The following is a 25,249-nucleotide window of genomic DNA, read 5'->3' as shown; positions in this document are numbered from 1 at the left end:
ACGGATGCTGCATTTAACGTCGAGCGTCCTTCCAGTGCGTTATATCGACCAAAACCGCCTCTTCCGTGCCGGTCAGCCACATTTGCCCATCCTGTACCGTACATTGCACCTGCATCGTACGCTGCGTCATTTTGGCCAAAGCAAGGCTTGCCTCTATAGGCACGTGATAAACGGCAACATTTTTTGCCCTCTCGATTTTTCCGGCTATTTGCTTCCACCAGATTGCAGCAGAACTGCCGTAGCTGTAGACGATGACCTGATTTGCCCGTCCGCTGGCCTTGAGCAGACGCTTTTCATCGGGAAGTCCAACCTCGATCCATAAATCGATGGCGCCGGTCAGATCCTTTTGCCACAAGTCGGGTTCATCGTCACTGCTCAAGCCCTTGCCGAAGACCAGCGCCGGATCGGCATGGCGGGCGAACGCCAGCACGCGCACCATCATCCGCTCATCAGTTTCCGAAGGATGACGCGCAATCGTCAGGGCATGGTCGCCGTAATAGTGACGATCCATGTCTGCAACCTGCAAGTCGACTTTAAAAATGGTGGCCTTGAGCGCCATGCCTGCCCTTTCAATCAAGTTCAAAAACTGCGGCGAATTGCCGCGCTGTCACGGCGGCGTGCAAGCATAACGCATGCTGCCAGGATCGCCTACAGGCTTGATACAATCCCTGCACCATCCATCCCGCATCGCCCTTATTCTGGAATACACGCCATGTCCACACTCCCTCTGCCAAGCGCGGAACAAGCCATTGCTGCAACCCGCGCCTGGGTAGACAAGGCCGTCATCGGCCTGAACCTGTGCCCCTTCGCCAAGTCAGTACAAGTCAAGGGATTGATCCGGTACGTCGCCAGCGCAGCCACGACAACCGATGAACTGGCGGCGGAACTGGCGCGCGAACTCCAGCTGCTGCAAGCCGCCGCGGCGGATGAAATCGATACTACGCTGCTGATCCACCCGGGAGTACTGGCCGATTTTTTCGACTACAACGCATTCCTTGGCCGCGCCGATGACATCCTTGCCGATCTTGGCCTGGAAGGCGAGCTGCAGATTGCCAGTTTTCACCCGGACTACCAGTTCGCCGATGCTGCTGCCGATGCAATCGAAAACTATACCAACCGTTCACCCTACCCCACCCTGCACCTGTTGCGCGAATCCAGTCTCGATGCCGCGGTCGCAGCGTTTCCCGACGCAGCCGACATTTTTGAAAAGAACATGGAAACGATGCGACGCCTGGGCCTCGCCGGCTGGAACGCGCTCAAGAAAGATCAATAAGGCAGTACACAAGCCGGCTCGGCCCTTCCGGGATGCATGCTTCATGAGGCAAACAAAACCTCGTCTGTTACACGCTTGCGTCCCCTCAAAATGACAATAAAAGCGCTCGCTACAATGTGTTGAACTATTGCAATCTGTTGGCGGCATAACGGAAAACCGGGGTCAGTACAGAAAACGGCGATGGCTTGCCCGGGAATTGAAGGTAGAAATGCAATTAATTTGCAATAAATCCATTGCAAAAATAGATTTAATCACTATGTTGTCATCAAACAAGATTCTGTTTGGAAATGTTCTGAATAGCCACAGGCATTTGTTAAAAATTGCAATATTTTTAACAAAATAGTCTTACACTATTGTCATTTCCAGAAAACAGAAAATAAACAACTTTTACATTAACCTGCAATTTGGAAGTGACGCCACCATGAATACCGAACTCGATACCTCCGCTGGCAGCAATCGCCTGGCTGACCTGCCGGCCTACGATCCGAACCACCTGCTCGATTCCCTGATCGAAAAGCTGCGCCTGAAAAACGATGCTGCCCTCTCCCGCGCGCTGGAAGTGGCGCCCCCCGTGATCAGCAAGATCCGCCATCGCCGCCTGCCGGTAGGCGCTTCGCTGCTGATCCGCATGCATGAAGTCAGCGACCTCTCCATCAAGGAATTGCGCTTGTTGATGGGCGACCGCCGCGACAAGTTCCGCATCAGCGACAAGCAATTCAAGCCAAAAGACGGCAACGAACTGGCCGAAGCTGGCGAATAAGCCAGCAGTCGGCCAGCTTGCCCGACTTGTTCGCTAGGCGGGAAATACGCCGGTGGACAGGTAACGGTCGCCGCGATCGCAGACGATGAAGACGATCGTGGCATTCTCCACGGTTTCGGAAACGCGCAACGCCACTTCGCAGGCGCCCGCAGCCGAGATGCCGCAGAAAATACCTTCCTCGACAGCCATGCGCCGCGCCATTTTCTCGGCTGCGGCCTGGCTGACATATTCAAGCTGGTCGACCAGCCCCTTGTCATAGATCTTTGGCAGATAGGCCTCGGGCCATTTGCGGATACCCGGGATTTGCGAGCCTTCTTCCGGTTGCGCACCGATGATGCGGATCGCCGGGCTCTGTTCCCGGAGATAGCGCGACACGCCCATGATGGTGCCGGTGGTGCCCATGGCGCTGACGAAATGCGTCACCCGCCCTTCGGTATCGCGCCAGATTTCCGGACCGGTACCTTCGTAATGCGCCAGCGGATTGTCAGGATTGGCGAACTGGTCAAGGATGATGCCCTTGCCTTCCTTTTGCATCTGCTCTGCCAGGTCGCGGGCATATTCCATGCCGCCGGTGCGCGGCGTCAGGATAATCTTGGCGCCATAGGCAGCCATGCTCTGGCGCCGTTCTTCGCTGAGGTTTTCCGGCATCAGCAGCACCATCTTGTAGCCGCGCATGGCTGCTGCCATTGCCAGGGCGATACCGGTATTGCCGCTGGTAGCTTCGATCAGCGTGTCGCCCGGCTTGATCTGGCCGCGCTGTTCGGCATGCTTGATCATGGACAGCGCCGGCCGGTCCTTGACGGAACCAGCCGGATTGTTACCTTCCAGTTTGGCCAGAATGATGTTGTTGCGGCGGCGCGGGGCTTCCGCCAGGCCGCGGTTCAACTGCACCAGCGGCGTATTGCCGATGGTGTCTTCAATCGTCAGATAGGGCATAAGGGCTTTGATGAATGCTCGAAGAAACGGTTATTTTACTGGCAGAAGCATTCCCCTGCCGAATCCGTTTCCAGGACACCCGTATTTATGCCACGACCACCACCTCCGCATGGCCTTGCTTGCGCACGACATTGATGCCGACGTTATTGGGATAGCGTTGCAGGCGCAAGTCGACACTGCCGCCCTTGACCGACAAGCCGGTGATTTCCACCGTTTCCAGGAAAGGCGGCAGGCGCGGGTGGCGGAAGCGGATCTGGTCATTGTCCGGATCGAAGGACAGGCCCAGGCAAGCCTGCAACAGGTAATACACGGTTGCCGCCGCCCATGCCTGCGGCGAACAGGCCACCGGGTACAGCGTCGGCCCCTCCCCAGGGCGTTTTTCAAAGCCGCAGAACAACTCCGGCAAGCGATGCTGGTCAACAAACAGGCTGACATCGAACATGCCAGTGAATACGGTCATGGCCTTGTCGGTCAGGCCATAGCGCGCCATGCCCTCGGCAATCAGGGCATTATCGTGCGGCCATACCGAGCCGTTGTGGTAAGCCATCGGGTTGTAACGCTTTTCTTCGCTGGAAATGGTGCGGATGCCCCAGCCGCAGAAAAAATCCTCCCCCAGCAGGCGATCGGCCACCCGCGCAGCATACTCCGGGGTCGCAATGCCGCTCCACAGGGCGTGGCCTGCATTGGAGGAGGCGACCTCGCATTTGCGTTTCTTGCCATCCAGCGCGATGGCATACGTGCCGAGCTCTTCGCACCAGAACGCTTCGTTGAAGCGCTGCTTGAGCGTCTGCGCAGCTTCCCGCAGCGCCAGCGCGAGTTCCGATTCGCCCAGCACCTCGGCCAGCTCGGCCGCGCGCAGCTTTGCTTCGTACACATAGCCCTGGACCTCGCACAAGGCGATCGGCGCATCGGCGAAGCTGCCATCGTGATGGAAGATCGAATCGAACGAATCCTTCCAGCCCTGCTGCTGCAAGCCTTTTTCGCTCTTGCGCGCATACTCGACGAAACCGTCGCCGTCGGCGTCACCGTAATGGTCGATCCAGTCGAGCGCGCGCAGCACGTTGGGCCAGATGGTGCGGATGAAGTCGATATCGCCGGTGCGCTCATAGTAGGCGCCCGCCAGGCCGACAAACAGCGGTGTCGCATCCACCGTGCCGTAATAGCGCCGGAAAGGCACTTCGTCGAGGGCGGCCAGTTCGCCCTTGCGCGCCTCGTGCAGGATCTTTCCCGGCTCGGCATCGCGTTCCGGGTCGACTTCGTTCGCCTGGGTCTTCGCCAGAAACGCCAGCACCCCCTTGGCCTGCCGCGGGTCGATCCACAGGCACTCGCGCGCCGTCAGGATGCCGTCGCGGCCGAACGTGGTGGAATACCATGGCACGCCGGCATACGGGTAACTGCCTTCCGCCATGGTCGAGGTCAGCATGTCGAGGTCGGAGGCGGACCGGTCGAGCCACTGGTTGACCAGGGCGTTGGAAGTGGTAATGCCGCAGCGCCCGCCGCGGCAGCTGCCGATGAACTCGCTGGCGAGGTTGTATGCCTGCAGATAGGCATCGGCCTCGGATTTCGGCAGGGAGGGCCGCGCCAGGGGCGCCTTGCCTTGTTCGCAGCGGATGCTCGCATACAAATGCACCTCGCCTTTCGGCGCCAGGCGCACCGCGAATTCCGCACGGTTACCCGTCAGCTTGTCCGGTTGCGGCTCGAAATTGACCCGGGTATTTCGCTGCACTTTGTCGAGGCCGCTGTAACCAAGCAAGAGCTCGGCGCCGCCGGATTCCGGCGCCAGCAGTTCGCCATGTCCGCTGCGCTGGAAGCCGCGCACCTGGAAAATATCGGCAAAATCGGCGCCGAATTCCATCCAGACCCGGGTGCTGATCTCCTCCAGTCCGAAATTGACGATCCGCACATGTTCGTAGCAGGCGCCATCCCACAGGATCTTGGCGCGAAAAATATGCAGCAAGCCCTTGGCGATGGGTTCCTTGCCTTCGGGATGAAGATCCGGATTCATCAGCTCGACAATCAGCAGGCTGCTGTCATCCTTGACCGAGGAATTGAGGAACATCGGCCGCACCCCTTCGATCAGCAGTTCGTGGTGCGAGAGGAAACGGGTATCGCCGTGATAGATGCCTTCCTCGCCCATGCCAATCGGCTGGATATCGCCGAAGCGGTCAAACAGGCCGAAGGTATCGTTGTGCTTGAGCACACGCCTGCGTTCATCCGTCGGCGACGACGTCGCCAGGATATACCATTGTTCGTCGAGCTGAATTTTATGGGCCATGGTTTACTCCGGCTATTGATTCATACGCGCATCGATGACTTGGCGATAGACCTTCAGGTAGTTATCCGCCATGTGCTGCGCCGTGAAACGTTGCTCAAATGTGCGCCGGCAAAGCGCGCGATCCAGGTCGCCAATCCTTTGTGCCGCCAGCAAAGCCTGTTCCTGATCGCTGACCAGCAAGCCAGTGACGCCTTCTTCCACGATTTCCGGTACGGAGCCATGTCGATATGCAACAACAGGGGTACCGCAAGCGAAAGATTCGATCAAGACCAGGCCGAATGGTTCGGGCCAGTCGATCGGAAACAATAGTGCGCGTGCCTGCCCCAGCAGGCTGCGCTTATCTGCTTCGCCGACCTCACCTATGTACTCGACCAGCGGATGCTGAAACAGTTTCTCGATGTGCTCCTTGAAATACGCTTGATCGGCACGGTCGATTTTGGCGGCAATCTTCAATGGCACGCCGCAATGCACGGCAATTTCGATGGCGCGGTCGACCCTTTTTTCCGGGGAAATCCTGCCGACGAATGCAAAATATTCACCCGGCTTTGCATGGAAGTTATAGAGGTCCGGCGGCAAACCATGGTAAACCGTCTCAATCCAGTTTACCCATGGCAAAGGACCGCGCTGACTCTGGGAAATGGAAACCAGCGGCACCTGGTTAAAGTGGCGGTACAACGGTACCAGGTCGGGCAAATCCAGCCGGCCATGCAAGGTAGTCACATGGGGGACAGGCAATCTTCTCGTCAGGGGGAAATGCAGGTAATCGGTATGAAAATGGATGACATCGAATTCGTCTGCCATTGCCGCGACCTCATCGAGCATCATCGTGTGATACATCAACCATTCCTGGCGATTCAGATCAAGCCGCAAGCTTTGCTCGATCACCGGCACCAGCCTTGCTGCCGTCACCGAATCGCCGCTGGCAAACAGGGTGACGTCATGCCCCTGCCGGACCAGCTCTTCAGTGAGGTAAGAAATGACGCGTTCGGTACCACCATAGGCTTTGGGCGGTACCCGTTCAAACAAGGGAGCAACTTGCGCTATTTTCATGGCTGCAGGATTCCTCGTAACGAAAGCAATGATTTCTTGCGGTTGGAAGACACGTGGATGCAAAAGCCATACCTGTTGGCTTCACAAAACAAAACGTCCTGGAACCGAACGCTTTCCAGGACGTTGATGAAGCGGCGATGAGCGGCATTTCCTGCGCCCGGCGAGCGCCGCGTTTTGGGAAATGCCTTATTTGCGTGGCTCTACCCTGGCATTGGCTGGTGGCGTTGCCATTGCCGTTTTCACCGGCGCAGCACCGGAGGCACCGGCTTTTGCCTGGCCATTCACGGTCAGGCCGGCCTGGGAGAGGTTCGTGGATTTCTTCTCGCCGATACCTTTTACGCGGGACGCAAAGTCAGCCCAATCCTTGAAGGGGCCTGCGCGCTTGCGTTCATCGAGAATCGCCTTGGAAGTTGTCGGGCCGATGCCCCGAACGCCGTCAAGGGCGGCCTGATCGGCCTTGTTGACATCGACGGGAACCAGGGCAAAGCAGAGGCTGCTGCCCAGCATGCCAAGGCACAGCACGATTTTTTTGAACATATTTTCGCTCCTGATGATTGTATTGGGATTGCCATATTAACAATACAATCAGGAAGGAAATTGCTATTTCGTCAAATCTTGATGGCGATTAAGTACTGATTCTGAGTAGAAAATTTATGTCATTCAATTCATGACATTGAGTTCTTCACTACGGCGGGGTGGATAGGTTTCCCACTGGCTGCAGCCCGGGCATTGCCAGTAGAACTGGCGCGCCTTGAAGCCACAATGGCCACATTGGTAGCGCGCCAGCTTTTGCGTATAGCTGTGCACCAGGTTCTTGACCAGCGTAAGTTCACTACGCATTTCCGGCGGCACGCTGTTGAGCCGCGCCTCCAGCAACTTGTCCAGGCCCAGCAGGGTCGGGGTACGGCGCAATTCATCGCTGATGAGCTGGGTGGCCGCGGCTTCGCCATCCAGTTCCTGCACGGCCTTGAACGCCACTTCCAGCAGGTCGATGGATGGCGCGTGCGCCAGGTAGGATTTGAGCAGGTTGAGACCTTCCTGCGGGCGGCCCACCTGCCGGTAGCCGTCCATCAGGCGCTGCGCCACCAATGCCACGTGCGGCACGCTTTGCTGCTCGACCCGGCGCCAGGCCAGCAATGCCGCCTCGACATCGCCCTTGGCCAGATAGGCGTCGCCGGACAGGATGGCTGCGCGCACGCTGGCGCGGTCGGTTGCCAGGGCCTGCTCCAGCAGGGCCAGGGCGGCATCGGGATGGGTATGCACCAGTTCGTCCTGCGCCAGTTCGCAATAGAATTGCGCAATTTCCGTCTGGCGCGAGCCGGCGCCCGATTCCTGCAGGGCGCTCGCCGCCTCGATGGCGCGGCGCCACTCCTTTTCGCGCTGGTAGATTTCCAGCACCGCGCGACGGGCCTGGGCGCCGTACTGGGTATCGATCAGGCTCTTGAAGGTTTCTTCGGCACGATCCAGCAGGCCCGCTTTCAGGTAATCCTGTCCCAGTTCGTACTGCGCCTGGGCCTGCTGTTCGCGCGGCAGGTCCGGCCGCGCCAGCAGGTTCTGGTGCACGCGGATAGCGCGCTCGGTTTCGCCACGGCGGCGGAACAGGTTGCCCAGGGCGAAATGCAGCTCGGCAGTCTCGGGGTCGAGCTTGACGATTTCGATGAAGGCATCGATGGCCTTGTCGGGCTGGTCGTTGAGCAGAAAATTCAAGCCCCGGAAATAGCCCCTGGGCAGGCTGCGCGATTCCGACACCAGTTGCCTGATATCCACCCGCGCTGCGATCCAGCCCAGCCCGAAAAAGACCGGCATGCTCAGCAGCCACCAGATTTGAAATTCCATGGAGTTTTATTCTTGTGTAGTGGGTCGGATACGGGGCACTCAGGCGCCGACGATGGAATCGGGTGACGGCGGCTGCGAGCGCGCCAGCTCTTTGGCTTCGCCTTCCTGTTGCATGGTCTTGATGGCCTTGCGCTGCTTTGACAGGTCGCGGCGATGGCGGAACACGGTCGGCGTCATCGCCAGCACGCCCAGCACGAAACCGATGACGGTAAAGGCCAGCAGCACCAGCGGCAGCGGGCCATGCACTTCATAACCGGAAAAGAACGCCAGCGTCGCTTCCCTGTCCATGTTCTTCAGCGCCACGATGAAGACGATGATGAACAGTATGCCCCAGATTATTTTTGAAACCAGCTTCATGGCGAACCCCTTTCGTGATGCATGCGCTGCTGCCATGCCTGATGTTTTGCAAAGACAGCTGAAATTGTACGCGAAAAAAAACGGCATCCGAAGATGCCGTTTTCATATTTGCGAGCCAGGACTCAGTCATCCTTGATCGGCTGGCCGACCATCGCATCCACACGCTCGCGCAATTCCTTGCCCGGCTTGAAGTGCGGCACCCGCTTTTCGGGCACCATCACCTTGTCGCCCGACTTCGGGTTGCGACCGATGCGCGGCGGCCTGCTGTTCAGGGCAAAGCTGCCGAAACCGCGGATCTCGATGCGCTGACCGCCCGCCAAAGCGTCGGTCATTGCATCGAGGATGGTCTTGACCGTGTAATCCGCATCCTTTGCGACCAGTTGCGGATAACGTTCGGCCAGGCGGGCAATCAGCTCCGACTTTGTCATTTATTGGCTCGCCCTTCGCTTGCTTATTGCTTGTTGTCGAGCTTGGCTTTCAACAATGCGCCCAGGCTCGTGGTGCCGGAAGCGGCGCTCGAGTCGGATGCCATCTTTTGCATGGCTTCCTGGGTTTCTGCATTGTCCTTGGCCTTGATCGACAGCTGGATGCTGCGAGCCTTGCGGTCGATGTTGATGACCAGGGCTTCGACGGCATCGCCGACTTTCAGGTGCGTGCCGGCATCTTCCACGCGGTCGCGGGAGATTTCGGAAGCGCGCAGGTAGCCTTCGACTTCATCGGACAACTGGATCACGGCGCCCTTCGGCTCCACCGACTTGACGGTGCCGTTGACGATCGAACCCTTGTCGTTCATTGCAGCGTAGTTGTTGAACGGGTCGCCTTCGAGCTGCTTGACGCCCAGGGAGACACGCTCGCGCTCGACATCGATGGCCAGCACGATGGCTTCCAGCTCGTCGCCCTTCTTGAAACGACGCACGGCTTCTTCGCCGGCTTCGGTCCAGGACAGGTCGGACAGGTGCACCAGGCCGTCGATGTTGCCCGACAGGCCGATGAACACGCCGAAGTCGGTGATCGACTTGATGGCGCCGCGGACTTTGTCGCCCTTCTTGTGGTTGATCGCGAAATCATCCCAAGGATTGGCCTTGCACTGCTTCATGCCCAGGGAGATACGGCGACGCTCTTCGTCGATTTCCAGGACCATGACTTCGACTTCGTCGCCCAGCTGGACAACCTTGTTCGGGGCCACGTTCTTGTTGGTCCAGTCCATTTCGGAGACGTGCACCAGGCCTTCGATGCCTTGCTCGACTTCCACGAATGCGCCGTAGTCGGTCAGGTTGGTGACCTTGCCGAACAGACGGGTGCCTTGCGGGTAACGACGCGACAGACCGGTCCAAGGATCGTCGCCCAGCTGCTTGACGCCCAGCGAAACGCGGTTCTTCTCCTGGTCGAACTTCAGGACCTTGGCGGTGATTTCCTGGCCAACCGTCAGCACTTCCGACGGATGACGCACGCGACGCCATGCCAGGTCGGTGATGTGCAGCAGGCCATCGATGCCGCCCAGATCCACGAATGCGCCGTAGTCGGTGATGTTCTTGACGATACCGTTGACGATGGTGCCTTCTTTCAGGGTTTCCATCAGCTTGGCGCGCTCTTCGCCCATCGAGGCTTCGACCACTGCGCGGCGCGACAGCACAACGTTGTTGCGCTTGCGATCCAGCTTGATGACCTTGAATTCCAGGGTCTTGCCTTCGTACGGGGAGGTGTCCTTGACCGGACGGGTGTCGACCAGCGAACCCGGCAGGAAGGCGCGGATGCCGTTGGTCAGAACGGTCAGGCCGCCCTTGACCTTGCCATTGACGGTACCGGTGACGATCTCGCCGGACTCCATCGCTTTTTCAAGCGCGAGCCACGATGCGAGGCGCTTGGCCTTGTCGCGCGACAGGATGGTGTCGCCGAAACCATTTTCCAGGGATTCGATGGCAACGGAGATGAAATCGCCAATGGCGACTTCGAGTTCGCCATTGTCGTTCTTGAATTCTTCGAGCGGGATGAAAGCTTCGGATTTCAGGCCGGCGTTGACGATCACGAAATTGTGGTCGATACGCACGACTTCGGCGGAAATCACTTCACCGGAGCGCATGTCCTGGCGCGTCAGCGATTCCTCAAAGAGGGCGGCAAAGCTTTCCATACCAGTAACTTCAGGGGAGGTAGCAACAGTAGACATAAGAATAAAGGGTTAGCCGATTCCGTCACACATGCGACGAACACCGGGTTAAGTTAATCAAATCCCGAACAGACCTTGCGCCTGCACGGGCACCACACACTACAACAGCAACGCCATCAGACCGCGTGCTGCTTCTTCAGGGCCGCATACCATCCCAGCACCTGCCCGACCGCCTCATCGACGGTCATTGCGGAAGTATCCAGAACATATGCCCCTTCGGCGGGCTTCAAGGGCGCGACCTTGCGATTGGTATCGCGGTCATCACGCTCCTGCAAATCCTTTAGAAGGTCTGCCATATTAGCAGGAAAACCCTTGCCAATCAATTGCTTATAACGCCTTTCCGCACGCGCCTCGACACTTGCTGTGAGGAACACCTTTAACGGTGCATGCGGGAAAATCACCGAGCCCATGTCACGGCCGTCGGCCACGAGGCCAGGCGCCCTGCGGAAATCGAGTTGCAGGCTGTACAAGGCCTGGCGGACGGCAGGCAATGCCGCGATTTTCGATGCCGTATTGCCAACCTCCTCGGCTCGGATCGCTGCGGACACATCCTCCTGCCCCAGGAAAATATGCTCGCCGCTGAACGAGCAGTGCAGGTCGCGCGCCAGCTTGGCCAATGCGTGCTCATCGCCCGGATCCGCGCCCTTGCGCAAGGCCGACAGCGCGGTCAGGCGGTATAGCGCGCCAGAGTCGAGGTAATGGAAGCCGAGCTTCTGGGCAACGATGTGCGAGACCGTGCCCTTGCCGGAAGCGGTCGGGCCATCGATGGTGATGACGGGGATATGGGCAGTGTTCATCTTGGCAAGATAACAGAAGGCAAGGGTCAAAGCAGCTTGTTCTGGGCAATGCGGGCAAAGGCGTCGAAATAATCCGGGAAAGTCTTGGCCACGCATTTCGGGTCATTGATGCGGATTTTCGCGCCGCGCCGCGCACTGCCGTCGAGCGAAGCCAGCGAGAAGCACATCGCCATGCGGTGGTCATCGTAGGTATCGATGGCGGCCGCCTGCAGCTCTTGCGGCGGCGTGATGCGCAGGTAATCCGCGCCCTCTTCCACCGTTGCCCCGAGCTTGCGCAGCTCGGTCGCCATGGCGGCAATGCGGTCGGTTTCCTTGACGCGCCAGCTGCCGATGTTGCGCAGCGTGCTGGTGCCCTCGGCATACAGCGCGGTGACCGCAATCGTCATGGCGGCATCCGGAATATGGTTGAAATCGGCGTCGATGGCGCGCAAGGGCCCGCCGCCCTGGGCCTCGAGCCAGTTGTCGCCCGTGGTGACGGTCACGCCCATCTGCTGCAGCGCCTCGACGAAGCGCACATCGCCCTGGATGCTGTCGCGCCCGACGCCCTCGACCCGCACCGGCCCGCCTGCAATGGCGCCGGCCGCAAGGAAATAGGATGCCGACGACGCATCACCCTCGACATGGATCGACCCCGGGCTGGTGTAATGCTGTCCGGCCTGCACCGTAAAAGCCTGCCAGCCATGGCGCTCGACGTGGACACCGAAGCGGCGCATCAGGTTCAGGGTGATTTCGATATAAGGCTTGGAAATGAGCTCGCCAACCACTTCGATGGTCACCGCATGCGAATGCGCCATCAGGGGCGCCGCCATCAACAGCGCGGTCAGGAACTGGCTCGACACATTGCCGCGCACGCGCATGTTCTGGGCATGGATGTGGCCGCGGCGGATGCGCAGCGGCGGGTAACCTTCCACGCCGGTGTATTCGATCTGCGCGCCCACGCCGTTCAGCGCTTCCACGAGGTCGCCGATGGGCCGCTCGTGCATGCGCGCCACGCCATGCAGGGTATAGTCGCCGCCCATGACCGCCAGCGCCGCCGTCAGCGGGCGGATCGCCGTGCCGGCGTTGCCCATGAAAAGGTCGGCCTGGTGCAGCGGAAAGGCGCCGCCGGCGCCGTGCACGACGTAGTTGCTGCTGTCGCCTTCCTGCTCCCATTTGACGCCCAGCTTCTGCAGGGCCGTCAGCATGACGTGCGTATCGTCGGACGCCAGCAAATCAAGGATGCGCGTGCTGCCCTTGGCCAGCGCCGCCAGCAGCAGCGTGCGGTTGGAAATGCTCTTGGACCCCGGCAGGCGTACGCTGCCGCTGGCGTGCAGCGCCGGCTGCAGGTCGAGATGATTGGGATAGTGTTTCATGGCTGTCAGTCTCCACCCTCAGTGGCAGGCCGCTCGGCGGCCTCGATTGTCTTGATCCAGTCGTGGCGCGCCTGCTGCGCGTTGGCATAGACGGCTTCCAGGCCGGCGGCATTGCCCTCGGCCAGAAGGCCGCGCAGACGCGCCAGCTGTGCCATGTATTCGTCCAGTTCGCGCAGGAGCGCTGCCTGGTTGGCCATGCTGATGTCGCGCCACATTTCCGGCGACGAGCCGGAAATCCGGGTGAAGTCGCGAAAACCGCTGGCGGCATACTGAAACAGCAGCTCTGCGTGGGGCTTGCGGGCGATATCGTCGACCAGGCCAAAGGCCAGCAGATGCGGCAGGTGGCTGACTGCGGCAAATACGCTGTCGTGCTCTTCGGCGCCCAGGCGATGGATCAGCGCTCCGCAATGGCGCCATGCGCCGGCGACACGCTCGACATCGGCCTCGGTGTTTTCCGGCAAGGCGGTCAGCACCACCTTCTTGCCGCGATAGAGCTGGGGCATCGCGGCATCCGGGCCGCTCAGTTCCGCGCCGGCAATCGGGTGCCCCGGGACAAACTGCGCAACCTTCGCTCCCAGCGCCGCGCGCGCAGCCGCGACCACGTCGCCCTTGGTGCTGCCGGCGTCCGTCACCACCGTGCCGGGCTGCAGGTGCGGCGCGATCGCAGCCAGGATCGCGCCTGTCTGCGCCACCGGTGCTGCGATCAGGACCAGCTCGGCGCCAGCCAGGGCTTCGGCAACCGAAGTGCAGGCCACGTCGATGATGCCGAGCGCGCGGGCACGTTCCAGCGTCGCGGCAGTGCGGCCCACGCCCACCACCTGCTGCACGGCGCCCGCCTGCTTCAGGGCCAGTGCGAATGAGCCGCCGATCAGGCCGACGCCAAAGATTGCGATTTTTTTCAACACGGTTTGCAATGAAAAAGACTACAGGTCCAGCGGATACGAACCGAGCACCTTGAAAAAAGCCGCGTTGCGCTTCAGCTCATCGAGCGCGCCCGCCACTTTCTTGTCCTGCAGATGCCCTTCGATATCGACATAAAAATAGTATTCCCAGGTGCCGGTGCGGGCCGGGCGCGATTCAAAACGCGTCATCGACACGCCGTGCTCGGCCAGCGGCGCGAGCATGCGGTGCACCGCGCCGGGCTGGTTCGGCACCGACAGCACCAGCGAGGTCTGGTCGCGCCCGCTTGGCGTGGTGTGCAGCCTGCCGATCACCGCAAAGCGGGTGCGGTTGTGCGGGTCGTCCTGGATATGCGCATGCACCACCACCAGGCTGTACTTTTCGCCGGCAATTTCGCCGGCTATGGCGGCAACCGTCGGATCATCGCTGGCCATGCGCGCGGCCTCGCCGTTGGAAGCAACCGCCTGGCGCTCGATCTGCGGGTAATGCTGGTTGAGCCAGGCCTGGCACTGCGCCAGCGCCTGCGAATGGGCGCAGATGCGCTTGATGCCGTCCATGGTGCCGCCCCTGGTCATCAGGCTGTGATGGACAGGAATGGAAATTTCGCCGCTGATCGACAGCGACGTCTGCAGCAGCAGGTCGAGGGTGCGGTTGATCGTGCCTTCGGACGAATTCTCGATCGGCACCAGGCCAAAATCGGCAGTGCCGGCCTCGGTGGCCCGGAACACTTCGTCAATCGACACGCAGGGTTCGCCATCGACTGCATGGCCGAACTGCTGGTAGACGGCCTGCTCGCTGAAGGTGCCGGCAGGCCCCAGGTAAGCAACGCTGACGCGCCGCTCCAGGGCGCGGCACGCCGACATGATTTCACGGAAGATGGTTTGCACGTCACTGCCGACCAGCGGCCCCGGATTGCGCTCGGCGACGCGGCGCAGCACCTGCGCCTCGCGCTCCGGACGGAATACCGGAGCATTGGTTTCCGCCTTGACGTGACCGACGGCCTCGGCAACGCGGGCGCGCTGGTTGAGCAAGTCGAGGATTTGCGCGTCGATGGCGTCGATCTGTTCGCGCAGGGGTTTGAGTTTCTTGTCCATGATTTGATGCGAAGCGGTTCGAGAAGGCGGCAAATCAGCCGTGCTGCTTCTCGAATTCCTTCATGTACTCCACCAGTGCACGCACGCCCTCGATGGGCATGGCGTTGTAGATCGAGGCACGCATGCCGCCGACCGATTTGTGTCCCTTCAACTGCAGCAGGCCGCGGTCTTTCGCGCCCGCCAGGAAGGCATCATTCTTCGACTCGTCGCGCAGGAAGAACGGCACGTTCATGCGCGAGCGGCATTCCGGCGCAATGCGGTTTTCGTACAGGCCGCTGGCGTCGAGGTAGTCGTACAGCAGGTCGGCCTTGGCGATATTGGCCAGCTCCATCGCCGCCACGCCGCCGTTGCGCTTCAACCACTGGAACACCAGGCCGGCAATATAGATGCCGTAGGTGGGCGGCGTGTTGTACATCGAATTATTTTCTGCCACCAGCTTCCAGTCGAACGCCGACGGGCACACCGGCAAGGCGTGGCCGATCAGGTCGTCGCGCACGATGACGATGGTGACGCCGGCCGGGCCGATGTTCTTTTGCGCGCCGGCATAGATGACGCCGTATTTCGACACATCGATGGCGCGCGAGAGGATGTGCGACGACATGTCGGCCACCAGCGGCGCGCCGCCGGTGTCGGCGGCAACATCCGGCACGTAGTGGTACTCGGTGCCGTCGATGGTTTCGTTGCTGCAGATGTGCACGTAGGCCGCATCCCTGGAAAGCTTCCAGCTGTCGCGTCCAGGAATCGCCGAATACTTGTTCGATGCGGCCGATGCGGCGACATTGACGTTGGCGTATTTCTTCGCTTCCTTGATCGACTTGGCCGACCACGAACCGGTATCGATGAAATCGATGGTCGCCGGCTGCGCCTTGCGGCCGACCAGGTTCATCGGCACGATGGCGTTTTCGGCCAGCGCCCCGCCCTGCATGAACAGGATGCGGTAATTATCCGGCACCGCCAGCAGCTCGCGCAGGTCGCGCTCGGCCGCCTCATAGATCGAAATGAATTCCTTGCCGCGATGGCTCATTTCCATCACGGACATGCCGCTGCCGTGCCAGTCGAGCATTTCGGCGGCGGCTTGCTGCAGCACTTCCTTGGGCAAGACCGCCGGGCCGGCGGAGAAGTTATAGACGGTCATTCTTCCTCCGCTGCGCCGCCTTCATCTTCAATGTCGGACTCGAGAATGCGCTGCAGGCCGGACAGCTTGGTGCCGTCCTCCACCGCAATCAGGGTCACGCCTTGCGTTGCGCGGCCCATTTCGCGGATCTCGGCCACGCGGGTGCGGATCAGCACGCCGCCGGTGGTGATCAGCATGATTTCATCCTTCGCTTCCACCAGCGTGGCGGCAACCACCTTGCCGTTGCGTTCGGACGTCTGGATCGCGATCATGCCCTTGGTGCCGCGGCCATGGCGGGTGTATTCGGTGATTGGCGTGCGCTTGCCGAAACCGTTTTCGGTCGCGGTCAGCACCGACTGCTGCTCGTTGCCGGCAACCAGCAAGGCGATGACCTGCTGGCCCTCTTCCAGGTTCATGCCGCGCACGCCGCGCGCGGTGCGGCCCATCGGGCGCACGTCGTTTTCGTCGAAGCGCACGGCCTTGCCGGCGTCCGAGAACAGCATGACGTCGTGGGCGCCATCGGTCAGCGCTGCGCCGATCAGGAAGTCGCCGTCGTCAAGATCGACCGCGATGATGCCTGCCTTGCGCGGGTTGGAGAAGTCGTTCAGCGGGGTCTTCTTGACGGTACCCAGCGAGGTCGCCATGAAGATGTAACGGTCTTCCGGGAAGGTGCGGTTTTCGCCCGACAGCGGCAGCACCACGGTGATCTTCTCGCCATCCTGCAGCGGGAACATGTTGACGATCGGCCTGCCGCGCGAATTGCGCGAGCCTTGCGGCACTTCCCAGACCTTCAGCCAGTACAGGCGGCCGCGGTTGGAGAAGCACAGGATGTAGTCGTGGGTATTAGCGATGAAGAGATGCTCGACCCAGTCTTCTTCCTTGGTCGCCATGGCCTGCTTGCCGCGGCCACCACGTTTTTGCGCGCGGTATTCGGACAAGGGCTGCGACTTCATGTAACCGGAATGCGACAGGGTCACCACCATGTCCTGCGGCGTGATCAGGTCTTCGGTTTCGAGATCGGACGTGTTGTGCTCGATCTTCGAGCGGCGGCCATCCTTGTTGCCGTCGCCGTATTCGTTCCTGGCGGCGGTCAGCTCGCTGGTGATGATTTCGGTCACGCGCTCCGGCTTGGACAGGATGTCCAGCAGGTCGGCGATCTGCGCCATGACGTCCTTGTACTCATTGACGATCTTGTCCTGCTCCAGGCCTGTCAGGCGCTGCAGGCGCATCTGCAGGATTTCCTGGGCCTGGTCGTCGGACAGCTTGTAGAGGCCGTCGGCCTGCATGCCGTAATGCTTGGGCAGGTTTTCCGGACGGAAGGCGTCGATGCCGCCAACGTTCTCGGCGCCGGTCCGCGCCAGCATTTCGCGCACCAGCGAGGAATCCCAGGCACGCGTCATCAGCTCGGCCTTGGCGATCGGTGGCGTCGGCGCGGCCTTGATGATGGCAATGAAGTCATCGATGTTGGCGAGTGCAACAGCCAGGCCTTCGAGCACGTGGCCGCGCTCGCGCGCCTTGCGCAACTCGAACACGGTGCGGCGCGTGACCACTTCGCGGCGGTGCGACAGGAAGCATTCCAGCATCTGCTTCAGGTTCAGCAGGCGCGGCTGGCCATCGACCAATGCCACCATGTTCATGCCGAAGGTATCCTGCAGCTGGGTCTGCTTGTACAGGTTGTTGAGCACAACCTCGCCCACTTCGCCGCGCTTCAGCTCGATCACCACGCGCATGCCCGACTTGTCGGACTCGTCGCGGATATCGGAGATACCTTCCAGCTTTTTGTCGCGCACCAGCTCGGCGATGCGCTCCAGCAGCGACTTCTTGTTGACCTGGTAGGGCAGCTCGTCAATGATGATCGCGGTGCGCCCTTCCTTGCCGAATTCCTCGAAATGGGTCGTCGCGCGCATGACCACGCGGCCGCGGCCGGTGCGATAACCGTCGCGCACGCCGGAGACGCCATAAATGATACCGGCGGTCGGGAAGTCAGGCGCCGGGATGATCTCGATCAGTTCATCGACCGTGCAGTCGGCATTGCGCAAGACATGCAGCGCGCCGGCAATCACTTCACTGATATTGTGCGGCGGGATATTGGTCGCCATGCCCACGGCGATGCCGGAAGAGCCATTGATCAGCAGGTTCGGAATGCGCGTCGGCAACACCGACGGTTCCTTTTCCTTGCCATCGTAGTTCGGCACGAAATCGACCGTTTCCTTTTCGATGTCGGCCAGCAGCTCGCCGGCGATCTTGTCCAGGCGGCACTCGGTGTAACGCATGGCCGCGGCGCTGTCGCCATCGACCGAGCCAAAGTTGCCCTGGCCATCGACCAGCGTGTAGCGCATCGAGAAATCCTGCGCCATGCGCACCAGCGTGTCATAGATCGACGCGTCGCCGTGCGGATGGTACTTACCCATGACTTCGCCGACCACGCGGGCGCACTTCACGTGCGGGCGGTTCCAGACGTTGTTGGTCTCATGCATCGCATACAGCACGCGGCGGTGCACCGGCTTCAAGCCATCGCGCACGTCCGGCAATGCACGCCCCACGATCACGCTCATCGCGTAATCGAGGTAACTCTTGCGCATCTCTTCTTCGAGGGAAATAGGGATGGTTTCTTTAGCGAATTGATCCATTGGCGGGTCGAGTGGTTTTAACTAATAACGTGGAAAGGTTCGGATAAGCCGGAGAATGCTTGGCGGCGACCATCACGAAACGGAAGATTTTAACATGCCGCCTATCTATACAGTCCCGTTTCCGGCTTCAGGCGCATCAGGCGATTGCAAGCAACTTTCAACGAGGCGATGCATGTCAGTTTGCCTTTCAGCAATACGGCGCACTGCAAGAGCACCAAGATTTACAAAAAAACAAAAATGAACCGTGGCTGACTATTACACTGGGATAAACAAAGCGCCCCTATCAAGACGCCCCAGATTTTCTTTTTATTAAGTAAGTTTTTAATAGTACAAGTTTCCTTACAAAATACGTCGCATAAACACAACAAAGCAGTAAAAGAAACGCTTGGACGAATTGGCAATTTAGCCGGATTGGCAACCATATGGCAGAATGCCATCAAGTTATGCCCTTACTGTGTGGATAGTGTTTTTCCATATAGGGGTGTGAACAACATGTTATTATTCGTTCGTAAGTTGTAAATTTTCGTCAATTGTTGCGCAGTCACTGTGCAGAAATCTCACCCGAGAGGAGAAATATGAATAAGTACGTAAAAATCATCTTCGCTGCATCTTCTGCAGTTATGGCTTTTTCTGCGACTGCGCAAGTCACGGACATCAAGGCAGCGACCCCGAAAAGCGCCTACGTGCAAGATGCACGCGGCGTAGTGGCCCGCAACAGCCAAGGCCTGTGCTGGCGTACCGCCACCTGGACCCCGGCTGACTCGGTCCCAGGTTGCGATGGCACACTGGCCAAAGCTGAAGAACCTGCAAAACCGGCTGCTGCTCCTGCTGCTCCGGCTGCCAAGCCTGCTCCGCAAACCGAGAAAGTTACTTTCTCTGCTGACACCTTGTTCGACTTCAACAAAGCGACCCTGCGTCCGGAAGGCAAGGAACAACTCGACGAACTGTTCCTGAAACTGTTCGGCATGCAACTGGAAGTGATCATCGCTGTTGGTCACACCGACACCATCGGTGGCGAGTCCTACAACCAGAAGCTGTCGGTCAAGCGTGCTGAAGCTGTCAAGAAGTACCTGGTTGAAAAAGGCGTCGAAGAAAACCGCGTCTACACCGAAGGCAAGGGCGAATCCGCACCTGTCGTCGCTGACTGCAAGGGCAATCGCGCAGCACAGATCAAGTGCCAGCAGCCTAACCGCCGCGTTGAACTCGAAGTCGTTGGTACCCGTACCAAGTAATCAGTTCGACTCCAGAAAAACCCCGCTACGGCGGGGTTTTTTGTTTTGGTATGGCGACAAACAGGCTTTGCCGTTATCATTGTCGTATGAATGCAGACCCCCTTGAGCTCCAGAAATTTGGCGAACTTGCCCACCGCTGGTGGGATCCGACTTCCGAATTTCGCCCTCTTCACGAAATCAACCCCTTGCGCCTGGAATGGATCAACGCGCGCGTGCCGCTGGCCGGTAAAAAGGTCGTCGACGTCGGCTGCGGCGGCGGCATCCTGGCTGAATCCATGGCAAAAAAAGGCGCGCACGTGACCGGCATCGACCTGTCGGAAAAGCCGCTGAAGGTAGCCGACCTGCACAGCCTCGAGTCCGGCGTGCAGGTACGCTATGAACTGATTGCCGCCGAAGCGCTGGCCGCGCGTGAACCCGGCCAGTATGACGTCGTCACCTGCATGGAAATGCTCGAGCACGTGCCCGACCCCGCTTCCATCGTCAAGGCTTGCGCCACCCTGGTCAAACCGGGCGGCCATGTCTTTTTCTCGACCATCAACCGCAACCCCAAGGCCTACTTGTTTGCGGTGATCGGCGCCGAATACCTGTTGAAACTGCTGCCCAAAGGCACCCATGATTACGCCAAGTTCCTGACGCCGGCGGAACTGGCCCGCTTCATCCGCGAAGCCGGGCTGAACATCGATTCCCTGAAGGGCATGGGTTACAACCCGCTGACCAAGGTGTACTCCCTCAACCAGGATACCGACGTCAATTACCTGGTCGCCTGCAGCCGTCCTGCCTGAAAGAAATTCGCATGTCCTTGCGCCCTCCCCGCGCCATCCTGTTCGACCTCGATGGCACGCTGGCCGACACCGCTCCCGACCTGGCCGCTGCCGTCAACCTGATGCGCAGCGCGCGCGGACTGGCGCCGACGCCTTATGAACAATTGCGCCCGGTCGCCTCGGCCGGCGCGCGCGGCTTGATCGGCGCGGCATTCGGCATCGGCCCGGACCACCCGGAGTTCAACGTCATGCGCACGGAATTCCTCGACAATTACGCTGCGGCGATTGCCATCCACACCCGCCTGTTCGATGGCATCCGCGAAATGCTGCAAGGCCTGGATCAGGCCGGGCTGCAATGGGGGATCGTCACCAACAAGGCGGCCCGCTTCACCGATGCGCTGGTGCCGCTGATCGGCCTGGCAGGCGCAGGCTGCGTCATCTCCGGCGACACTACGCCGCATGCCAAGCCGCATCCGCAGCCCTTGCTGGAAGCCGCGAGCAGGATCGGTTTGCCCAGCGAAGCGTGCTGGTATGTCGGCGACGACCTGCGCGATATCCAGGCCGGGCGCGCCGCAGGCATGCCCACCATCGGCGCGGGGTGGGGCTATTGCGGCAATGTTGAACCGGCAAGCTGGGAAGCCGATGCACTTGCCGGGCACCCGCTGCAATTGCTGGAACTGCTGCGCGCCGGCTGAATTGCCCTGCCCGGGCAAAAACGCCCTTGAATCCGCCCGACCCGCCCCCATCTTTTGTGCTACAGTAGAAGTGTTGTTTTGGGGGCGACCTGGCTTCGACAGGGGTTGCAAAGCAGCGCAGGGCATACCGAGGACTGGTTACCTCGTAAATACATCCAGACAAGTAATAACTGCTAACGATAACTCGTACGCACTGGCCGCTTAATTGCGGTTAGCTCCACAACGCTTCTTCCCTGGGGCGGGCCTTTAAAAGCTGTGGAGTCATTTACAGGGAATCGCTTTTGACCGGGTTACTTGGTTGAAAGTTAAACAATAGGTAACTCGCCTGTTCGCAGCGTGCGCGTCCGCGTCGTACAGGTTAAAACAAATGGCAGCGCTAAGTATGTAGAACTGTCTGTAGAGTGCTTCTGGACGCGGGTTCGATTCCCGCCGCCTCCACCAATCGAAAAAAATGTCACCCTTGTGGTGGCATTTTTTTTGATTGTTGCAGTTGATGAGTATCGAACTCGCGGGACGCGGGGCGAAGGCAGGGTTTCGGCGAGCATGCTCGCCGCTGCCGAAGCGGATTCGCGCCTGCAGGCGCGAAGACCGGGAAATTCCCACGGAGCCGCCGCCCAGCCTAGATTAACCTAACCAGGCAACAAGGAGAACAAGCGCGAGGAAGACTTCCATTTCCAAATAAGAGTGATCATCATTACGCCAAAAAATCAACTTGCAAACTTACACTTTTGGTTGCAAACTGGATTTTCCGCAAGGAAGTTATTTCAATGAAATCAAGATAACGTGATGGTTTGATGCAATGACGAAACAAGCTGTTCAACTGATTGCATTACTTGAGCAGGAAGTTCAAACGCTCGCGTCCCGGCTACGACAAACAGAGCAACTGCTACAGCAAAGCGAAGAGCGCTTTCGCAACCTCATCGACATGTCGTCCGACTGGTACTGGGAACAGGATGCGCAGATGCGCTTTACGCAAGCCTTTGCGCAGCGCCCCAGGATTTCCACGGTCGAGCCAAAATCCATTCTGGGACTGACACCCTGGGAACTGTCCGAACATTGGGACGACAGCAAGCGGCTTGCATTCGAAAACGCCTGGGCAAGCAGGCAACCGTTCAAGGACCTCGAATCCCGCCTGCTCGCGCCTGACAGCCCTGCCCGGCACTTTCTCAGCAGCGGCAAGCCCATGTTCGACGCCGCCGGCGAGTTCATCGGTTACCGCGGCGTCACCAAGGACGTCACCCAGCGCATGCGCACCATTGAAGATTTGCGGCGCTTTCGCGCAGCCATGGATGCCACTGCCGATGCCATCCTCCTGGTTGACCATCGCAGCCTGGTTTTCGTTGACGCCAATGCAGCCGCATGCCGCCTGCTGGGCTATACCCGGGAAGAATTGCTGGCCTTGAGCGCGCCCGAGCTTGCATCAGCCTCGCATGAACAGCTTAAAGCCTTGTCAGGCGAACTCGTCGCCGGCAAGAATCTTGGCCTGGAAAAAGTCTGGATGCGCCACAAGAATGGTTCACGCATTGCGGTCGAAATGCAGCGCCATGCGATGCGCACGGGACAGGACTGGATCATCGTGGTGGTTGCCCGCGACATCACGGAGCGCAAGCGCACCGAAGCTGCCTTGCGGCAGTCCCAGGAAGATCTGCGCCGCCTCGCCGCCCACCAGGAAAACATCAAGGAAGAAGAGCGCAAGCGGATTGCCCGCGAAATTCATGATGAACTGGGCGGCGTCCTTACCGGCATCAAGGCCAATATCTCCGTTTCCCTTGACCGCGCCGCCGGCGCTGGCAATCCTCCCGATCCGCTGCTGGTGGATTCCGCGATACTGGCCGACGCGGCCATTGAAACCGTACGCAGGGTAATCACCGACCTGCGCCCCAGCGTGCTGGACCAGCTGGGCGTATGGGCCGCACTGGAGTGGCACGCGGGACAGATCCAGGAGCGCACGGGCCTGCAATGCCGCTGCAGCATCAGCAACAGCGCGGCCATCGTCGACCTGGATGCGGAACGCAGCACGATGCTGTTCCGCGTGGTGCAGGAAGCGCTGACCAATGTAGTGCGCCATGCCGCGGCAGCGCAGGCGACGATCAGTGTCCAGCGCGAGGGGAACGTCCTCGTGGTCGAGATCCGCGATGACGGCATCGGCATGGATCACCGACGGCTGCTCGACGGCGATTCGTGGGGCATTCTTGGCATGCGCGAGCGCACCCGCCATTTCGGTGGCAAGATCATCATCAATGGTACGCCTGGAATGGGCACGGCAGTGCTGTTGCACTTGCCACTGGAGCATAGCGATGTTGAATGACAATGCGATCAAGGTGTTACTGGTGGATGACCATACGGTCGCCCGCAATGGCGTGCGGCTGATGCTCAGTGAAGCCCACGACATTGAAGTGACGAGCGAAGCGGAAAGCGCCGAAGAGGCGGCGCGCCTGGTGCGAACGCAGGCATACGATGTGGCGCTGCTCGATATTGCCCTGCCGGGAAAAAATGGCCTGGACCTGCTGAAGCAGCTGCGCATGGACAAGCCCAAGATGGCGGTGCTGATTCTTTCGATGTATTCGGAAGAAGTCTATGCCATTCGCGCTCTCAAGCTGGGTGCTTCCGGCTATCTGACCAAGAACAATCCGTCGGCGCCCCTGATTGCCGCGGTGCGCAAAGTCGCCGCTGGCGGCAAGTACATCAGCCCGGGCCTGGTCGACAAGCTGGCAGACATGGTCGACAGCGAAAGCAGGATGCCGCACGAAATCCTGTCGGACCGCGAACTGGAAATCCTCAAGCTGATTGCCTCCGGCGAAAGCCTGGTCACGATCGGCCTGATGCTGCACTTGAGCCCGAAGACCATTACCACTTACCGCACGCGCATCCTGGAAAAAATGGATTTGACCAGCAATGCCGACCTGGCGCGTTATGCCCGGGCAAACGACTTGCTGCCCTGAATCCCGCCCTGCCCGATTTCTCTGCATCCGGAATATCTTTGGGGTAGGAAACTTCCTAGTCAGATACATAACTTCCCCTACAAAAATACGCTAATTCCCCGATAGTGAGCTTTCTTTTCTTTGTAGATACTTCCGACTATGCAAGGCGTACAAACGCTTTTGCACAACAAAGTAATTGCCGCGCCCTTGGGACGGCAATTAACTTGCTCTCTGAAAATATCAAATCGCACGACAAGGAATGGAAAACATGAAACGAATTGCATTGGTGACAGGCGGCATGGGTGGTTTGGGTGAAGCGATTTGCATGAAGCTGGCCGCCCTGGATTACCAGGTCATTACAACTTACTCGCCCGGCAATACCAAGGCATCGACATGGCTTGCCTCCATGGAACAACAGGGCTACAAATTCCTGGCATATCCGTGCGACGTTGCCGATTATGACGCTGCCCAGGAATGCCTGGCGAACATCACAAAAACCCTGGGCCCGATCGATGTGCTGGTCAATAACGCCGGCATCACGCGCGACACGACCTTCAAGAAAATGGACAAGACGGACTGGGATGCGGTCATGCGCACCAACCTGGATTCGGTGTTCAACATGACCAAGCCGGTATGCGATGGCATGGTCGAACGCGGCTGGGGCCGGATCATCAATATTTCCTCCGTCAATGGCCAGAAAGGCGCATTCGGCCAGACCAATTATTCCGCTGCCAAGGCCGGCATGCATGGCTTTACCAAGGCGCTGGCGCTGGAAGTGGCCAGGAAGGGCGTCACCGTCAACACCATTTCGCCGGGGTATATCGGCACCAAGATGGTGATGGCCATTCCGCAGGAAGTCCTCGACGGCAAGATCATTCCGCAAATCCCGATGGGACGCCTGGGCAAGCCGGAAGAGGTGGCGGGCCTGGTCGCCTACCTGGCCTCGGAAGAGGCTGCCTTTGTCACGGGCGCCAATATCGCCATCAATGGCGGCCAGCACATGCATTGACGGGAATAAGTTTTGGCAATCACCGGGCGCGGTGACCAGTGCCCGGTTGCACCATTTCTAGAATGCTCTGCCGTTAGGTTGCACCTAGTTGCA

At 59.6% G+C, this 25,249-nt stretch carries 23 protein-coding genes and 1 other RNA gene; 9 read left to right on the top strand and 15 right to left on the bottom strand.

Features of this window, described 5'->3' with window-relative positions; translation table 11 throughout:
• Nucleotides 1–13: 13 nt before the first annotated feature.
• Nucleotides 14–559: a YaeQ family protein gene (locus EKL02_RS06350; RefSeq protein WP_128901262.1), complete on the bottom strand. Its 546-nt coding sequence runs from the start codon at nucleotides 557–559 to the stop codon at nucleotides 14–16.
• Nucleotides 560–712: 153 nt separating this feature from the next.
• Here EKL02_RS06350 and EKL02_RS06345 point away from each other — a divergent pair, with 153 nt between their 5' ends.
• Nucleotides 713–1,273, top strand: a complete 561-nt coding sequence (locus tag EKL02_RS06345) for a DUF1415 domain-containing protein (protein ID WP_128901261.1) — start codon at nucleotides 713–715, stop codon at nucleotides 1,271–1,273.
• A 421-nt stretch (nucleotides 1,274–1,694) separates the two neighbouring features.
• A complete protein-coding gene (locus EKL02_RS06340; protein WP_128901260.1) occupies nucleotides 1,695–2,033 on the top strand; it encodes a hypothetical protein in 339 nt (112 codons plus the stop codon).
• 33 nt (nucleotides 2,034–2,066) lie between these two features.
• On the opposite strand, the gene cysM is transcribed toward EKL02_RS06340, so the two are convergent.
• The 14 genes from cysM to gyrA all read right to left on the bottom strand — a co-directional run bounded on the left by cysM (nucleotide 2,067) and on the right by gyrA (nucleotide 18,538).
• A complete protein-coding gene (gene cysM, locus EKL02_RS06335; RefSeq protein ID WP_128901259.1) occupies nucleotides 2,067–2,969 on the bottom strand; it encodes a cysteine synthase CysM in 903 nt (300 codons plus the stop codon).
• Between the two features lie 85 nt (nucleotides 2,970–3,054).
• Nucleotides 3,055–5,244: an amylo-alpha-1,6-glucosidase gene (locus tag EKL02_RS06330; RefSeq protein ID WP_128901258.1), complete on the bottom strand. Its 2,190-nt coding sequence runs from the start codon at nucleotides 5,242–5,244 to the stop codon at nucleotides 3,055–3,057.
• Nucleotides 5,245–5,256: 12 nt separating this feature from the next.
• Nucleotides 5,257–6,294 carry a glycosyltransferase family 4 protein gene (locus EKL02_RS06325; RefSeq protein ID WP_128901257.1) on the bottom strand — a complete coding sequence of 346 codons (1,038 nt, stop codon included), beginning with the start codon at nucleotides 6,292–6,294 and terminating at the stop codon, nucleotides 5,257–5,259.
• Between the two features lie 186 nt (nucleotides 6,295–6,480).
• On the bottom strand, nucleotides 6,481–6,831 hold the full coding sequence (locus EKL02_RS06320; protein ID WP_128901256.1) for a helix-hairpin-helix domain-containing protein: 351 nt from the start codon (nucleotides 6,829–6,831) through the stop codon (nucleotides 6,481–6,483).
• A 123-nt stretch (nucleotides 6,832–6,954) separates the two neighbouring features.
• On the bottom strand, nucleotides 6,955–8,130 hold the full coding sequence (gene lapB / locus EKL02_RS06315; RefSeq protein WP_128901255.1) for a lipopolysaccharide assembly protein LapB: 1,176 nt from the start codon (nucleotides 8,128–8,130) through the stop codon (nucleotides 6,955–6,957).
• A 39-nt stretch (nucleotides 8,131–8,169) separates the two neighbouring features.
• Complete coding sequence (locus EKL02_RS06310; protein ID WP_128901254.1) at nucleotides 8,170–8,487, bottom strand: LapA family protein; 318 nt, start codon at nucleotides 8,485–8,487, stop codon at nucleotides 8,170–8,172.
• A gap of 122 nt (nucleotides 8,488–8,609) precedes the next feature.
• Entirely contained in the window at nucleotides 8,610–8,915 is a 306-nt protein-coding gene (locus EKL02_RS06305) for an integration host factor subunit beta (RefSeq protein ID WP_128901253.1), read from the bottom strand.
• Between the two features lie 23 nt (nucleotides 8,916–8,938).
• Nucleotides 8,939–10,615 carry a 30S ribosomal protein S1 gene (rpsA, locus tag EKL02_RS06300; RefSeq protein ID WP_128901252.1) on the bottom strand — a complete coding sequence of 559 codons (1,677 nt, stop codon included), beginning with the start codon at nucleotides 10,613–10,615 and terminating at the stop codon, nucleotides 8,939–8,941.
• 152 nt (nucleotides 10,616–10,767) lie between these two features.
• Nucleotides 10,768–11,448, bottom strand: a complete 681-nt coding sequence (cmk, locus tag EKL02_RS06295; RefSeq protein WP_128901251.1) for a (d)CMP kinase — start codon at nucleotides 11,446–11,448, stop codon at nucleotides 10,768–10,770.
• Between the two features lie 26 nt (nucleotides 11,449–11,474).
• On the bottom strand, nucleotides 11,475–12,800 hold the full coding sequence (gene aroA, locus EKL02_RS06290) for a 3-phosphoshikimate 1-carboxyvinyltransferase (protein WP_128901250.1): 1,326 nt from the start codon (nucleotides 12,798–12,800) through the stop codon (nucleotides 11,475–11,477).
• Between the two features lie 5 nt (nucleotides 12,801–12,805).
• Nucleotides 12,806–13,702, bottom strand: coding sequence for a prephenate dehydrogenase/arogenate dehydrogenase family protein (locus EKL02_RS06285; RefSeq protein WP_128903406.1), 897 nt, complete (start codon nucleotides 13,700–13,702; stop codon nucleotides 12,806–12,808).
• A 21-nt stretch (nucleotides 13,703–13,723) separates the two neighbouring features.
• Complete coding sequence (gene pheA / locus EKL02_RS06280; protein ID WP_128901249.1) at nucleotides 13,724–14,794, bottom strand: prephenate dehydratase; 1,071 nt, start codon at nucleotides 14,792–14,794, stop codon at nucleotides 13,724–13,726.
• Nucleotides 14,795–14,828: 34 nt separating this feature from the next.
• Nucleotides 14,829–15,929 carry a 3-phosphoserine/phosphohydroxythreonine transaminase gene (serC, locus tag EKL02_RS06275; protein WP_128901248.1) on the bottom strand — a complete coding sequence of 367 codons (1,101 nt, stop codon included), beginning with the start codon at nucleotides 15,927–15,929 and terminating at the stop codon, nucleotides 14,829–14,831.
• Nucleotides 15,926–18,538 (bottom strand): DNA gyrase subunit A, encoded by a 2,613-nt coding sequence (gene gyrA, locus EKL02_RS06270; protein WP_128901247.1) that lies wholly within the window; start codon nucleotides 18,536–18,538, stop codon nucleotides 15,926–15,928. The genes serC and gyrA overlap by 4 nt, the downstream gene beginning before the upstream one ends.
• Nucleotides 18,539–19,113: 575 nt before the next feature.
• Here gyrA and ompA point away from each other — a divergent pair.
• The 7 genes from ompA to phbB all read left to right on the top strand — a co-directional run bounded on the left by ompA (nucleotide 19,114) and on the right by phbB (nucleotide 25,156).
• Nucleotides 19,114–19,770: an outer membrane protein OmpA gene (ompA, locus tag EKL02_RS06265; RefSeq protein ID WP_128901246.1), complete on the top strand. Its 657-nt coding sequence runs from the start codon at nucleotides 19,114–19,116 to the stop codon at nucleotides 19,768–19,770.
• Between the two features lie 86 nt (nucleotides 19,771–19,856).
• Nucleotides 19,857–20,552: a bifunctional 2-polyprenyl-6-hydroxyphenol methylase/3-demethylubiquinol 3-O-methyltransferase UbiG gene (gene ubiG, locus EKL02_RS06260; protein ID WP_128901245.1), complete on the top strand. Its 696-nt coding sequence runs from the start codon at nucleotides 19,857–19,859 to the stop codon at nucleotides 20,550–20,552.
• An 11-nt stretch (nucleotides 20,553–20,563) separates the two neighbouring features.
• Nucleotides 20,564–21,226 carry an HAD-IA family hydrolase gene (locus EKL02_RS06255; RefSeq protein WP_128901244.1) on the top strand — a complete coding sequence of 221 codons (663 nt, stop codon included), beginning with the start codon at nucleotides 20,564–20,566 and terminating at the stop codon, nucleotides 21,224–21,226.
• An 80-nt stretch (nucleotides 21,227–21,306) separates the two neighbouring features.
• Nucleotides 21,307–21,667: a transfer-messenger RNA gene (gene ssrA, locus EKL02_RS06250) on the top strand.
• Nucleotides 21,668–22,025: 358 nt separating this feature from the next.
• On the top strand, nucleotides 22,026–23,534 hold the full coding sequence (locus EKL02_RS06245) for a PAS domain S-box protein (protein WP_128901243.1): 1,509 nt from the start codon (nucleotides 22,026–22,028) through the stop codon (nucleotides 23,532–23,534).
• Nucleotides 23,524–24,168: a response regulator transcription factor gene (locus EKL02_RS06240; RefSeq protein ID WP_241687805.1), complete on the top strand. Its 645-nt coding sequence runs from the start codon at nucleotides 23,524–23,526 to the stop codon at nucleotides 24,166–24,168. Before EKL02_RS06245 ends, EKL02_RS06240 begins: the two co-directional genes overlap by 11 nt.
• Before the next feature lie 247 nt (nucleotides 24,169–24,415).
• Nucleotides 24,416–25,156 (top strand): acetoacetyl-CoA reductase, encoded by a 741-nt coding sequence (phbB, locus tag EKL02_RS06235; RefSeq protein ID WP_128901242.1) that lies wholly within the window; start codon nucleotides 24,416–24,418, stop codon nucleotides 25,154–25,156.
• The last annotated feature ends 93 nt before the right edge of the window (nucleotides 25,157–25,249 follow it).

The organism is Janthinobacterium sp. 17J80-10 (genome assembly GCF_004114795.1).
In the GTDB taxonomy this organism is placed as follows: Bacteria; Pseudomonadota; Gammaproteobacteria; order Burkholderiales; family Burkholderiaceae_D; genus Paucimonas.
This window is presented reverse-complemented; position numbering and strand designations above follow the sequence as displayed.

Excerpts from the sequence above, each read along its gene's own strand:
- serC (WP_128901248.1), bottom strand. The coding sequence starts at position 15,929 with ATGACCGTCTATAACTTCTCCGCCGGCCCGGCGGTCTTGCCCAAGGAA.
- ubiG (WP_128901245.1), top strand. The coding sequence starts at position 19,857 with ATGAATGCAGACCCCCTTGAGCTCCAGAAATTTGGCGAACTTGCCCAC.
- ompA (WP_128901246.1), top strand. The coding sequence starts at position 19,114 with ATGAATAAGTACGTAAAAATCATCTTCGCTGCATCTTCTGCAGTTATG.
- EKL02_RS06310 (WP_128901254.1), bottom strand. The coding sequence starts at position 8,487 with ATGAAGCTGGTTTCAAAAATAATCTGGGGCATACTGTTCATCATCGTC.
- cysM (WP_128901259.1), bottom strand. The coding sequence starts at position 2,969 with ATGCCCTATCTGACGATTGAAGACACCATCGGCAATACGCCGCTGGTG.
- rpsA (WP_128901252.1), bottom strand. The coding sequence starts at position 10,615 with ATGGAAAGCTTTGCCGCCCTCTTTGAGGAATCGCTGACGCGCCAGGAC.
- EKL02_RS06345 (WP_128901261.1), top strand. The coding sequence starts at position 713 with ATGTCCACACTCCCTCTGCCAAGCGCGGAACAAGCCATTGCTGCAACC.
- EKL02_RS06320 (WP_128901256.1), bottom strand. The coding sequence starts at position 6,831 with ATGTTCAAAAAAATCGTGCTGTGCCTTGGCATGCTGGGCAGCAGCCTC.
- pheA (WP_128901249.1), bottom strand. The coding sequence starts at position 14,794 with ATGGACAAGAAACTCAAACCCCTGCGCGAACAGATCGACGCCATCGAC.
- EKL02_RS06255 (WP_128901244.1), top strand. The coding sequence starts at position 20,564 with ATGTCCTTGCGCCCTCCCCGCGCCATCCTGTTCGACCTCGATGGCACG.
- EKL02_RS06305 (WP_128901253.1), bottom strand. The coding sequence starts at position 8,915 with ATGACAAAGTCGGAGCTGATTGCCCGCCTGGCCGAACGTTATCCGCAA.
- EKL02_RS06245 (WP_128901243.1), top strand. The coding sequence starts at position 22,026 with ATGACGAAACAAGCTGTTCAACTGATTGCATTACTTGAGCAGGAAGTT.
- cmk (WP_128901251.1), bottom strand. The coding sequence starts at position 11,448 with ATGAACACTGCCCATATCCCCGTCATCACCATCGATGGCCCGACCGCT.
- phbB (WP_128901242.1), top strand. The coding sequence starts at position 24,416 with ATGAAACGAATTGCATTGGTGACAGGCGGCATGGGTGGTTTGGGTGAA.
- lapB (WP_128901255.1), bottom strand. The coding sequence starts at position 8,130 with ATGGAATTTCAAATCTGGTGGCTGCTGAGCATGCCGGTCTTTTTCGGG.
- EKL02_RS06240 (WP_241687805.1), top strand. The coding sequence starts at position 23,524 with ATGTTGAATGACAATGCGATCAAGGTGTTACTGGTGGATGACCATACG.
- aroA (WP_128901250.1), bottom strand. The coding sequence starts at position 12,800 with ATGAAACACTATCCCAATCATCTCGACCTGCAGCCGGCGCTGCACGCC.
- EKL02_RS06350 (WP_128901262.1), bottom strand. The coding sequence starts at position 559 with ATGGCGCTCAAGGCCACCATTTTTAAAGTCGACTTGCAGGTTGCAGAC.
- EKL02_RS06330 (WP_128901258.1), bottom strand. The coding sequence starts at position 5,244 with ATGGCCCATAAAATTCAGCTCGACGAACAATGGTATATCCTGGCGACG.
- EKL02_RS06340 (WP_128901260.1), top strand. The coding sequence starts at position 1,695 with ATGAATACCGAACTCGATACCTCCGCTGGCAGCAATCGCCTGGCTGAC.
- gyrA (WP_128901247.1), bottom strand. The coding sequence starts at position 18,538 with ATGGATCAATTCGCTAAAGAAACCATCCCTATTTCCCTCGAAGAAGAG.
- EKL02_RS06325 (WP_128901257.1), bottom strand. The coding sequence starts at position 6,294 with ATGAAAATAGCGCAAGTTGCTCCCTTGTTTGAACGGGTACCGCCCAAA.